The sequence below is a fragment of the Veillonella parvula genome (assembly GCF_018378075.1).
Lineage (GTDB): Bacteria > Bacillota > Negativicutes > Veillonellales > Veillonellaceae > Veillonella > Veillonella parvula_K.
Genome location: NZ_JAGZYE010000006.1, coordinates 17,502 through 37,449, shown reverse-complemented (window position 1 = coordinate 37,449; position 19,948 = coordinate 17,502). Strand labels below are relative to the sequence as shown.

General features: G+C 39.0%; 20 protein-coding genes, 1 tRNA gene and 1 other RNA gene. All 22 read left to right on the top strand.

Annotation, left to right across the window (positions count from 1 at the left end; translation table 11 throughout):
* The first annotated feature begins 180 nt into the window (after positions 1–180).
* The 22 genes from queD (at position 181) to KH286_RS06505 (ending at position 19,945) form a co-directional block, all read left to right on the top strand.
* Positions 181–519, top strand: a complete 339-nt coding sequence (queD, locus tag KH286_RS06610; RefSeq protein WP_004696395.1) for a 6-carboxytetrahydropterin synthase QueD — start codon at positions 181–183, stop codon at positions 517–519.
* Complete coding sequence (locus KH286_RS06605) at positions 506–1,240, top strand: radical SAM protein (RefSeq protein WP_004698641.1); 735 nt, start codon at positions 506–508, stop codon at positions 1,238–1,240. Before queD ends, KH286_RS06605 begins: the two co-directional genes overlap by 14 nt.
* A gap of 81 nt (positions 1,241–1,321) precedes the next feature.
* Entirely contained in the window at positions 1,322–1,879 is a 558-nt protein-coding gene (gene folE / locus KH286_RS06600) for a GTP cyclohydrolase I FolE (RefSeq protein ID WP_004698667.1), read from the top strand.
* A gap of 71 nt (positions 1,880–1,950) precedes the next feature.
* Positions 1,951–2,025, top strand: a tRNA-Ile gene (locus KH286_RS06595).
* A gap of 240 nt (positions 2,026–2,265) precedes the next feature.
* On the top strand, positions 2,266–2,997 hold the full coding sequence (locus tag KH286_RS06590) for a tRNA (adenine(22)-N(1))-methyltransferase (RefSeq protein WP_118091351.1): 732 nt from the start codon (positions 2,266–2,268) through the stop codon (positions 2,995–2,997).
* A gap of 15 nt (positions 2,998–3,012) precedes the next feature.
* On the top strand, positions 3,013–4,116 hold the full coding sequence (locus KH286_RS06585; protein WP_118091350.1) for a Nif3-like dinuclear metal center hexameric protein: 1,104 nt from the start codon (positions 3,013–3,015) through the stop codon (positions 4,114–4,116).
* Positions 4,117–4,165: 49 nt separating this feature from the next.
* Positions 4,166–4,516: RNase P RNA component class A (gene rnpB, locus KH286_RS06580), an RNA gene on the top strand.
* A gap of 57 nt (positions 4,517–4,573) precedes the next feature.
* The gene (locus tag KH286_RS06575) at positions 4,574–4,903 is read left to right on the top strand and encodes a thioredoxin family protein (protein ID WP_004698670.1); all 330 of its coding nucleotides are present in this window, start codon (positions 4,574–4,576) and stop codon (positions 4,901–4,903) included.
* A gap of 273 nt (positions 4,904–5,176) precedes the next feature.
* The gene (locus KH286_RS06570; protein WP_118091349.1) at positions 5,177–6,316 is read left to right on the top strand and encodes a hydrogenase small subunit; all 1,140 of its coding nucleotides are present in this window, start codon (positions 5,177–5,179) and stop codon (positions 6,314–6,316) included.
* On the top strand, positions 6,316–8,217 hold the full coding sequence (locus KH286_RS06565; protein WP_118091348.1) for a nickel-dependent hydrogenase large subunit: 1,902 nt from the start codon (positions 6,316–6,318) through the stop codon (positions 8,215–8,217). Before KH286_RS06570 ends, KH286_RS06565 begins: the two co-directional genes overlap by 1 nt.
* Positions 8,218–8,231: 14 nt before the next feature.
* The gene (gene cybH, locus KH286_RS06560; RefSeq protein WP_118091347.1) at positions 8,232–9,041 is read left to right on the top strand and encodes a Ni/Fe-hydrogenase, b-type cytochrome subunit; all 810 of its coding nucleotides are present in this window, start codon (positions 8,232–8,234) and stop codon (positions 9,039–9,041) included.
* On the top strand, positions 9,034–9,612 hold the full coding sequence (locus tag KH286_RS06555; RefSeq protein ID WP_004698675.1) for a HyaD/HybD family hydrogenase maturation endopeptidase: 579 nt from the start codon (positions 9,034–9,036) through the stop codon (positions 9,610–9,612). Before cybH ends, KH286_RS06555 begins: the two co-directional genes overlap by 8 nt.
* Positions 9,613–9,680: 68 nt before the next feature.
* Positions 9,681–10,058 (top strand): hydrogenase expression/formation C-terminal domain-containing protein, encoded by a 378-nt coding sequence (locus KH286_RS06550; RefSeq protein ID WP_004696374.1) that lies wholly within the window; start codon positions 9,681–9,683, stop codon positions 10,056–10,058.
* Positions 10,059–10,434: 376 nt separating this feature from the next.
* On the top strand, positions 10,435–11,445 hold the full coding sequence (locus KH286_RS06545) for a glycosyltransferase family 2 protein (protein WP_004696372.1): 1,011 nt from the start codon (positions 10,435–10,437) through the stop codon (positions 11,443–11,445).
* Between the two features lie 84 nt (positions 11,446–11,529).
* Positions 11,530–12,342 (top strand): C40 family peptidase, encoded by an 813-nt coding sequence (locus tag KH286_RS06540; RefSeq protein WP_008714242.1) that lies wholly within the window; start codon positions 11,530–11,532, stop codon positions 12,340–12,342.
* A gap of 277 nt (positions 12,343–12,619) precedes the next feature.
* A complete protein-coding gene (alaS, locus tag KH286_RS06535) occupies positions 12,620–15,235 on the top strand; it encodes an alanine--tRNA ligase (RefSeq protein WP_278471755.1) in 2,616 nt (871 codons plus the stop codon).
* A gap of 154 nt (positions 15,236–15,389) precedes the next feature.
* Positions 15,390–15,650: an IreB family regulatory phosphoprotein gene (locus KH286_RS06530; RefSeq protein WP_004696366.1), complete on the top strand. Its 261-nt coding sequence runs from the start codon at positions 15,390–15,392 to the stop codon at positions 15,648–15,650.
* Complete coding sequence (ruvX, locus tag KH286_RS06525; protein ID WP_004696363.1) at positions 15,650–16,069, top strand: Holliday junction resolvase RuvX; 420 nt, start codon at positions 15,650–15,652, stop codon at positions 16,067–16,069. The genes KH286_RS06530 and ruvX overlap by 1 nt, the downstream gene beginning before the upstream one ends.
* 26 nt (positions 16,070–16,095) lie before the next feature.
* Positions 16,096–16,392, top strand: a complete 297-nt coding sequence (locus KH286_RS06520; protein WP_008601328.1) for a DUF1292 domain-containing protein — start codon at positions 16,096–16,098, stop codon at positions 16,390–16,392.
* Positions 16,393–16,635: 243 nt separating this feature from the next.
* The gene (gene mltG, locus KH286_RS06515) at positions 16,636–18,069 is read left to right on the top strand and encodes an endolytic transglycosylase MltG (RefSeq protein WP_118091345.1); all 1,434 of its coding nucleotides are present in this window, start codon (positions 16,636–16,638) and stop codon (positions 18,067–18,069) included.
* Positions 18,070–18,092: 23 nt separating this feature from the next.
* Complete coding sequence (locus KH286_RS06510; RefSeq protein WP_004697053.1) at positions 18,093–18,701, top strand: O-methyltransferase; 609 nt, start codon at positions 18,093–18,095, stop codon at positions 18,699–18,701.
* Positions 18,701–19,945 carry a peptidase U32 family protein gene (locus tag KH286_RS06505; RefSeq protein ID WP_278617775.1) on the top strand — a complete coding sequence of 415 codons (1,245 nt, stop codon included), beginning with the start codon at positions 18,701–18,703 and terminating at the stop codon, positions 19,943–19,945. Before KH286_RS06510 ends, KH286_RS06505 begins: the two co-directional genes overlap by 1 nt.
* Positions 19,946–19,948: the final 3 nt, after the last annotated feature.

Sequence of the window (19,948 nt, the reverse complement as noted above, 5' to 3'; positions counted from 1 at the left end):
ATGCAGTGTTGTATAGCACTGTATTACAACCCTTTTGTGTTATAATAAAAAATGGTAATATCTTACAATAAAAAGTAATTTATGATAAGACTTACGTAATAGACAAGCGTTTCATGTAATAGCGATAAGTTTTATGTAATAGATATAAGTTAAACACTTATGTAATAGATAGGAGATATAATGTTTACAGTTACTAAACGGTTAGAGGTGAGTGCATCTCATCAATTAAAACTAGATTATCCGAGTAAATGTCAAAATCTTCATGGGCATAACTGGATTATTACAGTTCATGCACGTTCTGAAGAGTTAGATCATAATGGGATGGTCATCGACTTTACGATTATTAAAGAAAAAATTCATGGTCGCTTGGACCATCGCCATATCAACGATGTACTAGGCGATATAAATCCTACTGCGGAGAATATGGCAAAATGGATCGCTGATGAATTGGGCCCAAAATGCTTTAAAGTAGAGGTTCAAGAATCTGAAGGGAACACAGCTATTTATGAACGTGATTGAGATTTTTGCCTCTATTGATGGGGAAGGTAGTCGGCAAGGCTTGCTGACTACATTTTTACGCCTTCATGATTGCAATATTCGCTGTTCCTATTGCGACACGACTTATAGCTACGGCATTGATAGTGTTTTCACAGAGATGACTGTAGCTGAGGTGGCTGATGTTATTGAAAGCTTAGGCAATCATCGCATTACTATTACTGGTGGGGAGCCTCTATTACAAGAAGCTGCTGTTGTAGAGTTAATTGATGAATTAAATCGTCGGAAGGCTTTAAAGATACAAGACAGTCCATCAAGTCAAAGTGATTTAACTCGTATTAATGATGTAGATAAACGAGAGAGGCCTAATAATAGTCCTTATGATTTCAATATTGAAACAAATGGCACGATTATACCGAGCTTTCATAGAGATAATGTGTGGTTTACCTACGATTATAAAACGCCGTCCTCTTTAGCCGAAGAGTCTATGAATATAGATATATTCAAGGTGGCTACAGAACGTGATTTGATTAAGTTTGTCGTTGGCTCTCCAGAAGATTTGGATTGTATGCGTCGCATAATTAGTAAATATCCTACAGTGGCTCAAATATATGTATCGCCTGTATGGGGACAGATTGAGGCGGCATCGATTATCGATTATATGAAAACATATAATTTGCAGAATGTACGATTCCAACTGCAAATCCATAAATTTGTCTGGGATCCAGATGCAAAGGGTGTATAGTATTGTTAGGCTGTGTAGTATCAGTATTTTTTCTATGGTATGATATGAGGTCTGATGAAATCTTGATATAAAGGGGTAAATATGGATACAAAAAAAATAGAATCGCTTATATATCAGTTGTTAGAAGCATTAGGTGAGGATCCTAATCGGGACGGTTTGTTAGAAACACCGAAACGGGTGGCTCAAATGATGGAAGAGGTATATGAAGGCATTCAGTATACAAATGCTGAGATTGCAGACATGTATGGTAAGACCTTCGCTGTAGATACAAATCAAATGGTAGTAGTAAAGGATATTACTTGCTTCTCTCATTGTGAACATCATATGGCATTGATGTATGATATGAGTATCAGTATTGGGTACATTCCAAAAGGTCGTGTCATAGGTTTATCTAAGATTCCCCGCATAGCTGAAATGTGCTGCAAGCGTTTACAACTACAAGAAAAAATTGGTGAAGATATTGCGGAAGTAATTTCCTTAGCGACAGGGTCTGATGATGTTATTGTGCACATTACATCGTCTCACAGCTGCATGAGTGCACGAGGCATTAAATCTACAGATAGCCAAACGACTACACTAACTACTAAAGGCGTATTTAACGAAGATCATATGATTCACCGTTTTATGCTAATGAAATAGTCTTAGCGTTTGAGTTGCCTTGACTAAATGACAGTCTATTCGGTATAATTAATAAGCTAGAAACTAACTGAGGGCCTATAGCTCAGGGGTAGAGCAACCGGCTCATAACCGGTCGGTCCCTGGTTCGAACCCAGGTGGGCCCACCATTATGTTGATATCTACCGTCCTTGAGATTTCAAGGGCGGTTATTTTTATATGTAATTCATTTATTTTTGTAACTTAACAAAGCTTATTTTTGAATAGTATTATGTTTAGAAATAAATAAACGAGAACAAATAAGCAAATAAATAAGCAAAAAATAATCAAGAATAAATAGTTAAGAATAAATAATTAAGAATTAAGAATGAATAGTTAGTAATATATAATTAGTAATAGTAGAGGAAGTTATGGAACCTAGACCTATGATGGACCGCCTAGAAGCGGTATTCTCAATCGTACCTAAGGCTCATGCCATTGCAGATATTGGCACCGATCATGGCTATTTAGCGGTAGAGCTCATCAATCGTCAACGCGCTGAATATGTCATTGCCGGTGATGTACATAAAGGTCCGTTAGAGTCTGCAAGATCATATGTTGAGTCTTGTGGACTAGCCGATAAAGTAGATTGTCGTTTAGGCGATGGTCTTAAAGTGACAGAAATGGGCGAGTTGAACGGCGCCATTTGTTGTGGTATGGGTGGCTTTTTAATGCGGGATATTGTAGATGCAGGCCCAGAACCATTAGAGTTTTATGTACTCCAACCACAGAATGGACAAAAAGAATTACGTCAATATATGGTTCAAAAGGGATATGTTATCGTTCTAGAAATCATCGTAGAAGATGCTGGTAAGCTCTATACAGCATTTTTAGCTGTGCGCAATGACTGCGTGGAAGCTTATACAGGTATGACTGAATATGTAGATATTTATCAATCGTTACCGGAAGACTCCTTGTTGTGGTCTGTAGGGGCTTTATTGGAACAAGATAGACCACCACTTTGGATGAAATATATAGAGTATTTAATATATCAACGACAATGTGCATTAGATGATATGACAGAGAAATTAAATCATACTGATAAATATCAGGATTTAAAGCAGGAAGTTAATTTTCTTCGTAATCTTTTAGAGAATAAATAGAAAGAAGTGAGTTGTATGATAACGGTTCAACAAGTTATTACCTTGATGGAGCAATTAGCACCGCGTTCTTATGCAGAGTCTTGGGATAATGTAGGTTTAATGGTGGGCGATCGGAATGTAGTTGTTACAGGTGTAGTGACTACGTTAGACGTAACAGAAGAAACCGTAGAATATGCTATTGAACAAAATTGTAATTTAATTGTTAGCCACCACCCATTAATCTTTAAAGGGTTGAAACAGATATCATGTGATACGGCTCAAGGGCGTACGATTAATAAGCTGATTCAACATAAGATTGCCGTATATAGTGCTCATACAAATCTTGATATCGCTCCAGGCGGTCTCAATGATATGTTGGCGAAGCAATTGGGACTTATTGATATTAAGGGCTTCATTAAAACTGGTGAAGAGGCGCTTTATAAGGTGACCACCTTTGTACCTGAAAGCTCGGCTGATGCGGTTCGTTTGGCGATGGGCGATGCAGGGGCAGGCCGAATTGGCAATTACGAGCATTGTAGTTTCAGTATCCATGGGGAAGGACGCTTTGTTGGTAATGAAGATTCTCATCCTGTCATTGGGGCAGCTGGCGCTTTGACAGTGGTTCCTGAGGTACAAGTGAATGCTATCGTTGATGGTACGCATTTAAGCAAAGTCGTAGCGGCTATGAAAGCTGCTCATCCATATGAAGAAGTTGCTTATGAGGTTTTGAATATAGTCGAGCCTACTAGTTCAACTCAATATCTAGGACGGGTAGGTCGCTTGCCTAATGCATTAAACTTAGATTCTTTCCGTGAGTGGGTACAAGAAGCGTTGCCTGATGCTAACATTCGTTTTGCTGGTATTGTGCCGAAAGCGATTCAATCCATTGCTCTATGCTCTGGTGCAGGTGCAGAATTTATTAAGGATGCTGCCCGGTTACATGTAGATGCCTATATTACAGGTGATGTGAAGTATCATGAGGCGCAAATGGCTAAGGAATTAGGCTTACTCGTAGTTGATGCGGGGCATTTTGGAACTGAGTCTATAGTGGCACATGGTTTACGTGACTATTTAATCTCTGCAGGGCTTACTGTTCCTGTGAAAGCTTTCACAGAACAAAATGATTTCTTCTTTGTGTAATGATGCATTTTCTTGCAACAAATTGTTAGCTATGATAAACTGAATTGAAGCAAGTATGAAAGACGGTTGCGAGTCTATAAGACTCGAGGAAAGTCCGAGCTCCATAGGGCAGGATGCCAGATAACGTCTGGCGAGGGTAACCTTAGGGAAAGTGCCATAGAAAAGGAAACCGCCACGTAAGTGGTAAGGGTGGAAAGGTGAGGTAAGAGCTCACCAGCAGTCTGGTAACAGGCTGGCTCGGTAAACCCCATCCGGAGCAAGACCGAATAGGGAAGGGTTAAGGGTGGTCCCGCCTACCTTCCGGGGTGTGTCGCTCGAGCGTGCAGGCGACTGTACGCCTAGAAAGATAATCGTCACCGCGCAAGCGGAACAGAACTCGGCTTATTGATTGCTTGCTTCTATATTTAACATATAATTGATAGTATATAAGATTGTAGATCTTTGTTAGGAGAACTTCATGGCAATTACAGCAATTACTAGTGTACAAGAATTTGATGAGAAAGTGCTTGGCGCTAAAGGTTTAGCTATTGTTGATTTTTGGGCTGGTTGGTGCGAACCATGCACTGTTATGCGCCCAGAGATTGAAGACGTAGCAGAGCGTTTAAAAGGTCAAGTAGAATTCTTTAGTGTTAATGCAGAAGATAAAAATCTTCGCGGTATTTTGTTAAAAGAAGATGTTGATGGTATTCCATCCTTAGTATTCTTCCGCGATGGCAAAATGCTCGATTCCCTTGTGGGCTATAAAAAAGCAGATATGCTTGAGTCTCTAATAAAGGAAGTTATCTGATTAATTAATAACTAGGAATTCTTAGGAAATGAATAACATGAGGCTGTATATAAGGAAAGTTAATTTCTTATATACAGCTTTTTTGTTAAATTTCATAGTTTTCAAAAATGTTAAGTGATATAATAAAATAGTAAAAATATGATTGTCATCATGTTGGTTGAACTTCTTCAAAGTGATAGAGGACGCTAATAAAATGATTTCCGTCATAAACGTTGTAGTTTATTAAGTAATATAATTATATTGCGCAAAGTTGTTGTAAGGAGGCTATATTCCATGAAGAATCGTATAAATAGTTTGTGGACACTCTTCCAAGAACGCCGTTTGAGTCGACGAACATTTATGAAATCCTGTGTAGCACTCACTGCTATTTTAGGACTACCTCCAACGATGTTAGACACCGTTGTTAAGGCTGCCGAAACAACTGAATTACCTACAGTGATTTGGTTGCATGGTCATGAATGTACTGGTTGTAGTGAATCTTTTATCCGTTCATCTTCTCCCTTTACTTCTGATGTTATTTTAAATATGATCTCTTTAGAATATGATGATACTTTGGCGGCAGCGTCTGGTGCACCATTAGAGGAACATTTAGAAAAAATCATCAAAGAAAAAGCCGGTAAATATATCTTGGCTGTTGAAGGTGGCGTACCACTTGATGAAGATGGTGTTTATTGCACAGTAGGTGGACGTACATTTAAAGAATCCCTATTAGAAGCTGCTAAAGGAGCTGCAGCAATCATAGAATATGGTTCTTGTGCTTCTTGGGGCGGTATACAGGCCGCAAAACCAAATCCAACAAATACAGTTTCTGTATCTTCCGTTGTATCTGGCAAGCCAATTATTAAGGTCCCTGGTTGTCCTCCAATTCCAGAGGTTATGACTGGCGTAATCATGCACTATGCATTATTCGGTCAAATCCCACCTCTTGATGCGCAAGGTCGTCCAAAACAATTTTATGGCAATCGTATTCACGACACATGCTACCGTCGTGCCTTCTTTGACTCTGGTCTCTTCGTTGAAAAATTTGACGATGATGCATCTAAATCTGGTTGGTGCCTATACAAGGTAGGTTGTCGTGGACCTCAAACATATAATTCTTGTGGTAATCTACGTTGGTGGAATGGTTTATCCTATCCAATTCAATCCGGTCACGGTTGTATTGGTTGCTCTGAAAAGGGCTTCTGGGATAATGACGTATTCTATAAACGTTTACCAGATATTCCATTGGCTAATACCATCACAACTGCTGATACAATCGGTACAGTAGCTGCTGTTGGTGCCACTGCAGCGGTTATCGTTCATGGTGCTGCAACTCTTACGCGTAATAAAATTCTTGATATGAAAGAAGAAAAACGCTTAAAAGAAGAAGGCTTATGGGATGAAAAGAAACATAATAATGGAGGAGGTCACTAATGAAACGCGTAGTAGTAGATCCGATTTCCCGTATTGAAGGTCATTTACGGGTTGAAATAAAAGTTGATGAAGCAAGTGGTAAAGTAGAGGACGCATTGTCTTCTGGCACTGCTTGGCGCGGTATCGAACTTGTTGCTAAAGATCGCGATCCTCGTGACCTTTGGGCTTTCGTACAACGTATTTGTGGCGTATGTACTACAACACATGCGTTGGCAGCATTACGTGCGGTAGAGGATGCACTTGGTATTACCATTCCTAAAAATGCAAACTATATACGTAATATCATGCATAGTTCTTTAGATGTACATGATCATATCGTACATTTCTATCACTTACATGCTCTTGACTGGGTTAGCCCAGTAGCAGCTCTTAGTGCAGATCCAGCTAAAACTGCACAATTACAAAATGATGTATTAGCTACTTATAATGTAAGTGGTTTAGCGCCAGCTGAAACTGCGTCTAAAGATTCTGCATATCCTAAGGAGTTCCCTAAAGCTACAACTGCCTATTTTGCAGCTGTACAACAAAAGGTTAAGAAAATCGTAGAATCTGGTCAATTAGGCATCTTCTCCGCTCAATGGTGGGATCATCCTGATTATAACTTGTTATCTCCAGAAGTTCATTTGATGGCCGTATCTCATTATTTGAACATTCTTGATCGTCAACGTGATATTGTAATTCCTCACGTTGTATTTGGTGGCAAAAACCCACATCCTCATTATATTGTAGGTGGCATGCCATGTTCTATCTCTATGAATGATATGAATGCCCCTATTAATACGCAACGCCTTGCTGCCGTAGAGCAATCTATTGCATTGACTAAAGACTTAGTTGATAATTTCTACGTGCCAGATCTATTAGCTATCGGTAAAATATATGTAGAAAAAGGTATGATCGATGGTGGTGGCCTTGCGAAGAAACGCGTTATGTCCTATGGCGATTATCCTGATGATACGTACACCGGTATTTCTAATGGTGATTATCATAAGAAATGTATTGTTCGTTCCAATGGTGTTGTTGAGAACTTTGCATTAGGTGTAGATAAAGCAACATTCATCCCATTAGAAGGTAAAGACTTCATGGATCCTCAATACCTTAGTGAAGAGGTTGATCATTCCTGGTTTACATATCCAGATGGAACAAAAACACTTCATCCTATTGAAGGTGTTACTGATCCTAAGTTTACAGGTCCTAAATCTGGTACAAAAGAAAAATGGGAATTCCTTGATGAAGATAAAAAATATTCTTGGATTAAATCTCCAACTTTCAAAGGGAAAACTGCAGAGGTTGGTCCATTAGCAAAATATATTGTTGTGTATACAAAGGTGAAACAAGGAATAATCAAAGACCCAACTTGGGCTGAATCTATGATTGTTCGTCAAATTGATACAGTATCTCAAGTATTGGGTGTACCAGCTCATGTATGGATGACTACTATGGTAGGACGTACGGCATGTCGTGGTCTTGATGCACAAGTAGCGGCAAATATTAGCCAATACTTCTTTAACAAACTTGTATCTAATATTAAAAATGGTGATACTGCAGTAGCGGATATGACTAAGTTTGAACCAAACACATGGGATAAAGATGCTAAAGGTGTTGGTCTTGTAGATGCGCCTCGTGGTGGTTTGGGTCACTGGATACATATTAAAGATGGACGCTCTGCAAATTATCAATGTATAGTACCATCTACATGGAATGCGTGCCCTAAAACTGCAGCTAATGAACATGGGGCATATGAAGATTCCATGATTGATACACATGTAAAAATTGCGGATAAGCCACTTGAAATTTTGAAGGTAATTCACTCCTTTGATCCATGCCTCGCATGTGCAACCCATTTATACAATAAAAAAGGCGAAAAAATTGTTTCCGTCAATACAGATGCATTGTGTAAATAAAGGGTGGTGGGCTTATGTTAATACATACTGACAAAAAGGCGTATGTCGTATTTAGTCTATGGCTGCGCATATTCCACTGGACTATGGTGCTTAGTGTAACGGCTTTATTCTGGACAGGACTATATATCGGTGATCCAGGCTTTGCTGCGATTACGGGTAACCCTGAACCAACTTTTGCTATTGATGGCTGGTTCTCTATGGAAACTATGCGACGTGTTCATTTCATTGCAGGTGTTATCTTAACATTCTCCTTTATCTTCCGTTTTGCAGGCGCTCTTTGGAACCGAGGGGATAGATTATTACCTAAATTCCGTCAAAAACGGTATTGGTACGGTCTTAAAGAAACAACATTGCACTATTTAATGATTCCTCAAAAACATGAACATCATTGGCTTCGTAATTCCTTAGCTAGAACTGCGTATATGATGGTATACATTATGTTCTTCTTTGAAATCTTAACGGGTTTTGCAATGTATTCGATGGTTAATCCTAATGGTATTCTAGGAACTTTATTTGCACCAGTGATTACATTATTTGGTGGTGAATATAAAGTCCATGTTATCCATCACTACATTGCGTGGGGATTCTTGTTCTTTACTATTGTTCACGTGTATATGGCATTCCGAGAAGACGTTATGGAGGAATCCGGCGAAGTATCTGCTATGGTTTCGGGTATGAAATATTACGCTCATGACCCAATTGATATTGAAGACCTCAATGGTAAACGCCGTCGTGGGGAACGTATTGATAAACCATCTGGTACTACATATCGTCCAAGTGATCCTAATGATCCTAGAGAAAGAGAATTACAAGAAAATGACTAATACAAGTACTGATATCATCAGTGGCTTGAAACAATACGCGGACTCAGAGGGTCCGCGTATTGATTTAAACAGCCTTTATGATGATGGAGATAATGAAATTGTCCTACTTGGAGTCGGTAATATTTTGCTTACCGATGAGGGGTTAGGTGTTCATGTAGTAAAAGAATTGAAAGAATCTTTCACATTTACACCTGCAATTTCCATTATTGATGGTGGCACTATGGGGATGGAATTACTCACGTATATGCGTGGTATGAAGAAAATTCTTCTTGTAGACGCTATTAATGGTGGAGATGCTCCAGGAACTATATATGAATTTCCTCATAAGGAATTGGAACAATATTTTACGGAACATATTTCTGTACATGAAGTAGGAATGCAAGATATTTTACGCATCCGTGCTATTCAAGAAGATCCATTAGAAGATGCAGTGGTTATCGGTGTAGAACCGGAATCATTGGAAATTGGTTTTGAACCTAGCGGGCCGGTACAATGTGCCTTGCCTGAGGTTAAAAAACGTATTTTGCATGTCCTACGAGAATGGGGCGTAACAGTTGAGCCTAAAGCATAAAGTGGAAATTTCATATAATGTATAGATAGCTTATAGAATGTAAAGATAGTTTCTGTATAGGAGTATTTATGATTGAAAATTATGGTAATGTTCGCGCCGTTTTAAATGAGTTGCGTTTGGCTCTAAAGAATTTGCGTGAAAATGGTGAGACATATTCGATTTATATTGAAAAAACAGGTTTAACAGAGGAAGAACAAGTTGAAGTATTAGAAACACTTGGACGCGGTCATATTACGATTAACTTTAATGAAACTGATCAACCTGTAGAATGGTATGAATCACAATTTTCTGGAATCTGGATTGGGACTTATAAAAATGGTCGCGATGATTCCATTTTACATACAGTAGAGGTCGCTAAATATCCAGTTGTAGCTGGTGCTTATATAGAAGATATGGAACTGGCGGAGGAAGATTTACAATCTTGGATTGATGCTGCTGGATTATAGTAAAGGAGACCCTTAACGGGTCTCTTTTTCATGAAAGATAGATGAAATTAGGCGTTTTTGATAATTTTATGATAAAAATTCATATAAATTTTTAATTAATAGTTGATAAAGCTAGAAATAATCATATTTGTTTCTATATTAATAAAATAAATATTTTTTATAAATTACTTTATTAAGTAGCTTGATAAATAAATTAATATAATATTGATTTACTGTACTTATATAAAGGATAAATGAAGGGTTTTATTGGTATTTTATAGAGAAGTAGCTTGTTTACTGGCTTTATAAACATTATCAGTCCTATTGTTAACCTTTAGCATTTGCCTTAATTTACTAATTAACATAAAATATGTGAGTAAAATACTTTGGAGGATTTATGTTACTTTCTATTGTAGTGCCTGTATATAACGAAGAGGAAAATATAGCGAACTTTTATAAAGCTGTAACTGATGTTATGTCAGGTCTCACATATGATTATGAACTAATCTTCGTGGATGATGGATCTAGTGATTCGTCAGCTATGATACTGCGTGAAATTGCATTCAATGATAAACATGTTAAAGTGTTATTGCTGGCTCGTAACTTTGGGCATCAAACGGCACTTACATGTGGACTTGATTATGCTCATGGCGATGCAGTCATTACAATGGACGGTGATATGCAGCATCCACCTGCATTGATTCCTGAACTAGTTCGATTGTGGGAATCAGGGTATGATGTGGTGCGTACCATTCGCGATTCAACTGATGACGCTAGTTGGGCTAAATCTTTCACGTCTAAGTATTATTACAAACTAATGAACAAAATGGCCGATGTTCCTATTGTTGAAGGTGGGTCAGATTTCCGCCTCATGAATAGTAAAGCATTGGGCACGTTGAAACGATTTAGAGAACATGGTCGATTTTTGCGCGGTATTGTCGGTGCCTTAGGGTATAGACAAGCAGAGTTGCACTTTGTGGCACCACCTCGATTTGCAGGTGTCTCAAAGTTTAGTGTGCGTAAAATGATTCGATTTGCTCTCGATGGTGTAACCGCTTTTTCAAGGGTGCCTTTACGGGCGGCCTTGTATGTAGGTGTACTTTGTGGTGGAATGAGTTTTTTGCTCATCTTACATCTTTTGTATGTATATCTTACAGGACAAGCTTTGAATGGGTGGACAACCTTGGGCGTATCAATCTTGTTTATTGGTGGAATTCAACTCGTCGGACTGGGAATCATTGGCGAGTATGTAGGTCGTATTTTTGAAGAGGTGAAGCAACGGCCTTTGTATTGGGTTAAGTCAGCTATAAATTTTGAAGAGCATGAAGAGGCTCCGTTACTCGGACCAAGCAGTGCAGATGTTTTTATGGCACCAGAGGCTTATACCAACAAGAGCAAAGAAGACTAGCTGTATTTGTGAATGCAAATAAATAGACGGTTAGTATATTTTGAATAAATAACTTACTTTAAAAGTTTTTTGGAAAGGAAGCATATGAAGTCAAAATATAGTAAGGTTAAAATAACGGCATTAACATTAACTTTTGTGTGTGCCACAACAGCCATGGTTGGCGCAACAACATTACAATATGGTGATAAGGGCAAAAGTGTTACAGCGGTTCAACAACAACTAATTAAACACGGCTATAATGCTACAGATAAAAATGGTGTATATGGTAAGGAGACGAAGTGGGCAGTTCGTTTGTTCCAACAAGATCGTGGCCTTCCAGTGGATGGTATCGTAGGCCCTGCTACGTATAATGCGTTGATGGGTGCTCCTCGTTCTACGAAGGCAGTATTGACTCAAAATGCAGCGACTAAAGCAGTAGCAACGAAATCCGCTTTTACAAACAGCAACGCGACATCCCGTCGTATCGCTGGTCAATCCATTAATGGCAAGAACGTTAAATTAAACAATATTACGAAAAATGAAACACCTAGCAGTATTCACGCAATCTTGGCAGAAGCTGACAAATACCGCGGTGTACCATATGTATTTGGCGGTACTACTCCAAGTGGCTTTGACTGCTCTGGTTATGTTAAATATGTATTTGAAAAACAAGGTATTTCCTTACCACGTTTGGCAGATGAACAGTATAACGTAGGTGTTGAAGTTTCTCGTGCGAACTTGAAAGCAGGGGATTTGGTATTCTTCGAAACATATGAACCAGGTCCATCTCACTCTGGCATTTATATTGGCGATGGCAAGTTCATTAGCGCCACTTCCAGTCGTGGTGTTGCAGTAGCAGATCTTGATACTGGCTATTGGGGTGAACGTTACATCGGCGCAAAACGCGTTGTACGCTAATTTAATAACTAGCTATAAAAGAGGCTATACGAATCAATTTTGTTTTGTTGATTTGTATAACCTCTTTTTATGTTTATTATTCACGATTTAACTAGCATTGACTAAATTTGACCTTTACTTTTATTGTAAAAAATATGGATTAAAATTTATATCTTTCACGGTCTGATTGGATTGGTATGAAAGTGCGTGAATTCCGCATAATCTCAATGTTTTTGATAGATTTTATATCGTTTTTGAGTTATAATGAAGAGTAAATAATTTTAGGAGGAATATACACATGAAGGGTAATGAACTGCGTCAAGCATACTTGCAGTTTTTTGAAAGTAAAGGACATTTAAAATTAGATAGTTTTTCTCTTATACCAGAAAACGATCCGTCTTTGTTATTGATCGGGGCAGGTATGGCGCCATTGAAGCCGTTCTTTACAGGTAAATTGGTACCTCCTTGTCGTCGTATTACAACATGCCAAAAAAGTATGCGTACCGGTGACCTTGAAAACGTAGGGCGTACAGCACGGCATCATACATTCTTTGAAATGTTGGGGAATTTCTCTTTCGGGGACTACTTTAAAAAAGAAGCTATTCATTGGGCGTGGGAGTTTTTAACTGAGGTTATTAAACTCGATAAAAATAGATTATATGTTACTGTATATCCAGATGACCAAGAGGCATATGATACATGGCATAATGATTGTGGTGTAGAAGAGAGCCATATCACGCGTCTCGAAGATAACTTCTGGGAAATTGGAGAAGGCCCATGTGGTCCAGATAGCGAAATCTTTTTTGATCAAGGTCCTGAACATGGTTGTGATGACCCTAATTGTGCGCCAGGCTGTGATTGCGATCGCTATCTTGAAATTTGGAACTTAGTGTTTACTCAATTCAATAAAATGCCAGATGGATCTTATGAACCATTACAACATAAAAACATCGATACAGGCGCCGGTCTTGAACGATTGGCTTCCGTATTACAAGGCTGTAAAACAAACTTTGAAACCGATTTGATTTTCCCAATCATCGAAGCCACTGCAAAATGCGCTGGTGTTACATATAACGAAGATCCAAATACAGATGTTTCTTTAAAAGTTATCGCTGACCACGCTCGTGCTGTCACTGCATTGATCTCCGATGGCGTATTGCCATCCAACGAAGGTCGCGGCTACGTATTGCGTCGTATTTTACGCCGTGCTGTACGTCATGGCCGTTTACTTGGTATTGAAGGTATCTTCTTAACACCACTTATTGATGTAGTCGTAGACATTCTTGGCCCTGGTATTACATCTATTGCTGAGAAACAAGACTTCGTTAAACGCGTGGTTCAAAACGAAGAAGAACGCTTTAACCAAACCTTGGAGCAAGGTCTTGAGCTATTAAACTCCTTGATCGATACATTAGCTGCTGAAAAGGCAACTGTAGTTCCTGGTTCTGAAGTATTCAAACTATATGATACATATGGATTCCCTTGGGAATTAACAGAGGAAATTGTTTCTGAACGTGGTTTTACAATCGACCATGAAGGCTTTGAAGCTGCTATGAAAGAGCAACGTGAACGCGCTCGTGAAGCCCGTGTTAAAGAAGATGCAAAGGTAGCAACACCGGATATTACATTCTTGAAAGACGAAGAACTTCTTGAGGACGAGGCTGTAGAAGCATCTTCTGTATTGATGATAGGTAAAGGTGCTGAACGTTTACAAACAGCTGCTGACGGTGATGAAATTACTATCATCGTACGTACGACTCCATTCCATGCAGAAGGGGGCGGTCAATTAGGCGATACAGGTTTTATTGTGGGCCCAATGGGTAAGGTAGAGGTTCATAACACTAAACGTTTACCAGAAGGCACTGTATACCATATCGGTACTGTTATAGAAGGCTCCATCTCTGAAGGCGATGATGTCACTCTTGAAGTGGATACAAATCGCCGTGCAGCAATGGCTCGCAATCATACAGCGACCCATTTGTTACATGCAGCTTTGAAACAAATCTTAGGTGAGCATGTAAACCAAGCAGGTTCTTTAGTAACTCCAGATTACTTGCGTTTCGACTTCACCCATTTCTCTCCTGTAACGCAAGAGGAACTTGATCAAATCGAAGCTCTTGTAAACGAAGAAATTTTAAAAGCTACGGACCTAGCTATTGCTGAAATGTCCATGGATGAAGCAAAAGCAAAAGGTGCTATGGCACTCTTCGGAGATAAATATGGTGATGTAGTTCGCGTTGTAGAGGTTCCTGGCTTCTCCGTTGAATTATGTGGTGGTTCTCATGTAGGCAATACAGCTTTCATTAGTTCCTTCCGTTTAACATCTGAAGCTGGTATCGGTTCTGGTGTACGTCGTATTGAAGCGATTACAGGTCGTGCAGCTCTCGATGCAGCAAAACAAGATCGTTTGACTATTGAACGCATGGCAAGCGAGCTTAAAACTAAAGCGCCTCAAATAGAAGAACGCTTACACCAAGTGTTGACAGAAGCTAAAGACACAGCAAAAGAATTAGAACAAATTCGTAAAGAAGTTTCGGCAGCGGGTGCAGCTGACATCGTTGCTGGTAAAGTTGTGATAGGTGATGTTGAATTTGTTGCCGCAGCTGTAAAGGCGTCCTCCATTGATGAATTGCGCGACTTAGCTGATATGGGTCTTGATAAATTGAATGGCTCTGGTGTGGTTCTTGTAGGCGCTGCTATGGGCGATGATAAGGTAAACTTTGTATGTAAAGTATCTAAAGATGTCGTTGCTAAAGGTGCAAAAGCAGGTAATATTGTTAAAGCAGCAGCTCAAGTAGCTGGAGGTAATGGCGGTGGCCGTCCGGATATGGCACAAGCAGGTGGCAAAGAGCCAGCTAAATTAATGGAAGCCTTAAAAGCTGGTGGTGAAGCCTTAAAATCTATGTTACAATAGGCATATAATTTTATAATTATACTTGTATCTGTTATAGAAATTTTTTATAATGCATAAAAAGTTACTGACTTTGTAGCTTTAATTCAAGTATAATAGTAGGTGAGATTTCACTTGTATGGTGAAATCTGCCGATGTAATAAAAAGGAGGGATACGATGAACGTTTCAGATGAAACCATGTTATTCCGTAAAGTAGACGATGAACCGATGACCGCTGAAGAGGTGCTCACTCGCGTTTATCAATCTATTCAAGAAAAAGGTTACAATCCAATTAATCAAATCTTAGGGTATCTAATCTCTGGAGATCCTGCGTATATAACAAGTTATAATAATGCGCGTTCCGATATCCGCCGTTTAGAGCGTGATGACTTGATTGAAGAATTGTTGAAAGAATACGCAAAGGCTAAACAATTATAATGAGAATTATGTCATTAGATGTAGGCAGCCGTACTATTGGTATTGCCTGTAGCGATGCACTGCTCATGACTGCACAAGGTATTGAAACCATTCGTAGAACATCTCTGGAAAAAGACTTTAATCGCTTACAAGAACTCATTTCTGAATATGAAGTACATGAACTTGTGGTAGGTATGCCGAAAAATATGAATGGTACAAAAGGTGAACGGGCTGAAAAGACTGAAGAATTCGTTGCAAAAATGAAGGAAGTCATCGATTTACCTGTTACATATTGGGATGAGCGGTTATCTACTGTTATGGCTGAACGTCAACTCATCGCAGCTGACGTGAGCCGTAAAAAGCGTAAATCTGTTATCGATAAAATGGCAGCGGTTGTAATTTTGCAAGGATATTTAGATCGCTTGCAGTTTAATAAATAAGTATTTTTCCTTAAGGAGGGTTTCCAATGGTTGACCAAAATTTTGAAGGTGAAGTGTATTATTTGGAATTCGAAGACGAACATGGTAATAAACAATACTTCACAGAAGATGTTATCTTGAGCCATGAAGGTCAAGAGTATGCCGTTCTTGTACATGTACAAGATGAAGATGCCGACCATGAAGGTCAAGATGACACGTACATGATCTTGGCTCGCATCGAAACAAATGAAGAAGGCGTAGAAGAATACGTACCTTTGGATGAAGAAGATGAAAACTTTGAAACTCTAGTAAAACTGTATGAAGACATGGATGAAGACGAATAATCGTTTTTAGCATAAATTTAGCGTGTTGTCAGTGGACAATGCGCTATTTTTATTTTGTTATACATTATCATTGTTGTACAAAGAAGGGACTTCATTCATGCTAAGGGCATAACAAATATATAAAATTAATATATTGCATAAAATGGAATAAGTGGAATCATTGCCCTTTTATATAGGGGAAATATAGAGTTTATGGTATAATGAATTGATATACTGTTATGTTACAGAAAGGAACTCAACAACGTGAGAAAAGCCTTAAGATATATTTTGATCCTAGTTATTGTAGGTATATTAATTATTGGTGGAGGCCTTGGTGCATTGTACTTTGTACCGAATACCTTTGCTCAAGATGATGGAACACAAGTAGTCGTTATAGAAAAAGGTCAAACGGGTACTGAAATTGCAGATATGCTTTTTGAAAGGGGGCTAATTCGCTCAACTCAGGGCTTTAAGCTCTGGTTATACTTGAGTGGCACCAATGATAAGCTTCAAACTGGCCATTATCAAATACCTAATAAGGTAACTGTGCGTGAACTCATTTCCTTATTACAAGAAGGTCATGTAGAATCTATTCGTATTACAATTCCAGAAGGATATACAGTTGGTGATATTGCTATCGTTCTTGAAAAGAATCAAATTATGAAGGCGAAGGACTTCTTAGCTGAAGCTAAGACCTATGTACCATACCCTTATATGAAAGGCACAAAACCTGCCACATATCCTGTAGAAGGCTTCTTGTTCCCAAGTACGTATGAAATCCCCGTAGGTGCTACGCCTCGTGATGTTATTCAAATGATGGCTGACGAAATGAATCGTTACCTTACACCAGCTGTGAAGAAACAAATTCAAGCTCAACATATGAGTATTCATGACTTTGTAACCTTGGCATCTATCGTTGAACGAGAATCTTTATTTGATGCAGACCGTCCAACTATTGCAGGGGTATTCAAAAAGCGTTTAGCTCATGGTATTCCATTGCAATCTGATGCGACTATTTCCTATGTACTTGGCTATGCGAAAGAAAATGTAACAATTGGTGATACACAATTGCAAAGCCCGTATAATACATATGTATCTAAAGGTTTACCACCAGGACCAATTGCAAACCCTGGTAAAAAAGCTCTAGATGCGGTATTACATTCTGAAAATACAGATTATTTATACTTCGTAGCAGATAAAGAAGGGCATAATCACTTCTCTAAATCATACGAAGAACATTTAGCAGCGGTTAATAAAATTTATGGTGCTGATACGGTAAAAAATTCTTCTGCTAATACGGAAGTAGCCGCACAAGCTGGTCCTAACTATGACGTAGCAGTAGCGACTACAGAGCCTAATTATAATTATAGTTCTGCAGAAGCGGTGGAAGCAGATTCTCAATATGTTGACGTAGAACCTAGTTATAAATACACACCAACTACAGTTCCAGCAGCTGAGATTCCAGATCCTGTACCAGGTTCAACACAAAATCAATCATCGACGCAAGTCACGCCGGCTGCTCCATCCTATGGAAATAATACAAATAACAATACGTATGTACCAACGACGACACCTGTACCTGAATCGATGCAAAATGTGATTCCTAATGCACAACAAGTACCACAAATTCAGGTAGAACCTGCAAATCCTGCTGAACGCTCTACGTTGGTAGTTCCTAGTGGTACTAACAATAGATAATGTAGGAGATTTAATCTACTTTCATGACATTAAATGATATTTTAAATGAACAGCGTATTTACGCGATGATTAATGATGTGCCGATTTTACGAGAATCTGAGGTTCATCTATTTGAAGAATTAATAGGTTTGTACCGGCCCACCTCTGTGTTAGAGGTGGGCACCGCCATTGGTTACTCCGCTTTGTTGATGGCTCCGCTACTTGACGAGGAAGAGGGGCATATTACATCCATTGAACTGGATGATGTGCGTCACGAAATGGCGAAATACTATATTAACCAATCCGATTATGCCGATAACATTACATTGCTGAAAGGCGATGCATCTCAAGTCTTAACGGAACTCACAGGCGAATATGATCTAGTGTTTTTAGATGGTCCAAAGGGGCAATATTTAAAACAACTTGAACTTATTCTGCCACATGTGAAAGAAGGGGGCGTCATTCTTGCAGATAATGTACTCTTTAGAGGCTATGTAAGGGGCGATAAGGAACCACCAAAACGGTTCAAAACTATCGTAAAACGGTTACAAGAATACTTAACATATGTTGAAAATAAAGAATTGTTTAACACTACTATTTACCCAATGGGTGATGGTATGAGTGTGAGTGTGTGGAAAGGGCACAACAAATAATGGCAGAACATTTTATGGAATTGCTTTGTCCTGCAGGTAATATGGACAAGCTTAAAATGGCTATCCGCTATGGGGCGGATGCCGTATATTGCGCAGGCAAACGTTTTGGCTTGCGCGCAGGTAACTCTAATTTCTCTGATGAGGAATTAAAGGAAGCTGTAGAATTTGTACATGCACATGGCAAAAAGATTCATGTTACATGTAATATCATTCCTCACAACGAGGACTTTGAAGGTTTAGAGGACTATTTGAAATTTCTTGAAAGCATTGGTGTTGATGCTATCATCGTTGCAGACATGGGGATTTTTAGCCTTGCTAAGCGCGTGGCTCTAGGTTTAGAACTTCACGTAAGTACACAAGCTTCTACTACAAATTGGCATACAGTTCAAATGTGGAAAGAACTTGGTGCCACACGTGTTGTAGCGGCTCGCGAAGTATCCTTAGCAGACCTTAAAGAAATGAAGGATCATGTAGATATTGAAATTGAGTCCTTCGTACATGGTTCTATGTGTATTTCTTACTCTGGTCGCTGCTTATTGTCTAACTATATGACAGGTAATCGTGATGCTAACCGTGGTCAATGTTCTCAATCTTGTCGATGGAAATATTCTCTTGTGGAATCTAATCGACCTGGTGAATATTACCCAATCGAAGAAGATGAACATGGCACGTATATCTTTAACTCTAAAGACTTGTGCTTAATTCACCGCATTCCAGATTTATATGAAGCTGGTATTGATAGCCTTAAAATCGAAGGTCGCATGAAATCCGTTCACTACTGTGCCACAGTGGCAAAAGTATATCGCACAGCGATTGATACATACCTTAAAGAAGGTAAAGATTGGTACGTTCGTCCAGAATGGATTACTGAATTAGAAAAGATTTCCCATCGCCCTTATACAGACGGCTTTGCTGAAGGTCGCCCTGATGAAACAGCGCAAAACTATGGTAAATCTACGAATACTCAAAGCCATGACTTCATCGGTTTAGTTATGGGCTACAATGAAGAAGAAAAATACGTTGATCTTGAACAACGTAATAACTTCAAGGTAGGCGAAAAGGTAGAATTCTGCCAGCCAAAAGGAGAACTCGTTGAAACTGTTATCGAAAAAATGACAGATGAAGACGGCAATCCTATCGATGTAGCACCTCATGCACAAATGAAAGTACGCATTTATATGGATACACCTCTTGAACCGTATTCCATGATGCGCCGTGAGTGCAAATCTAAAGAAGATGAATAGTTT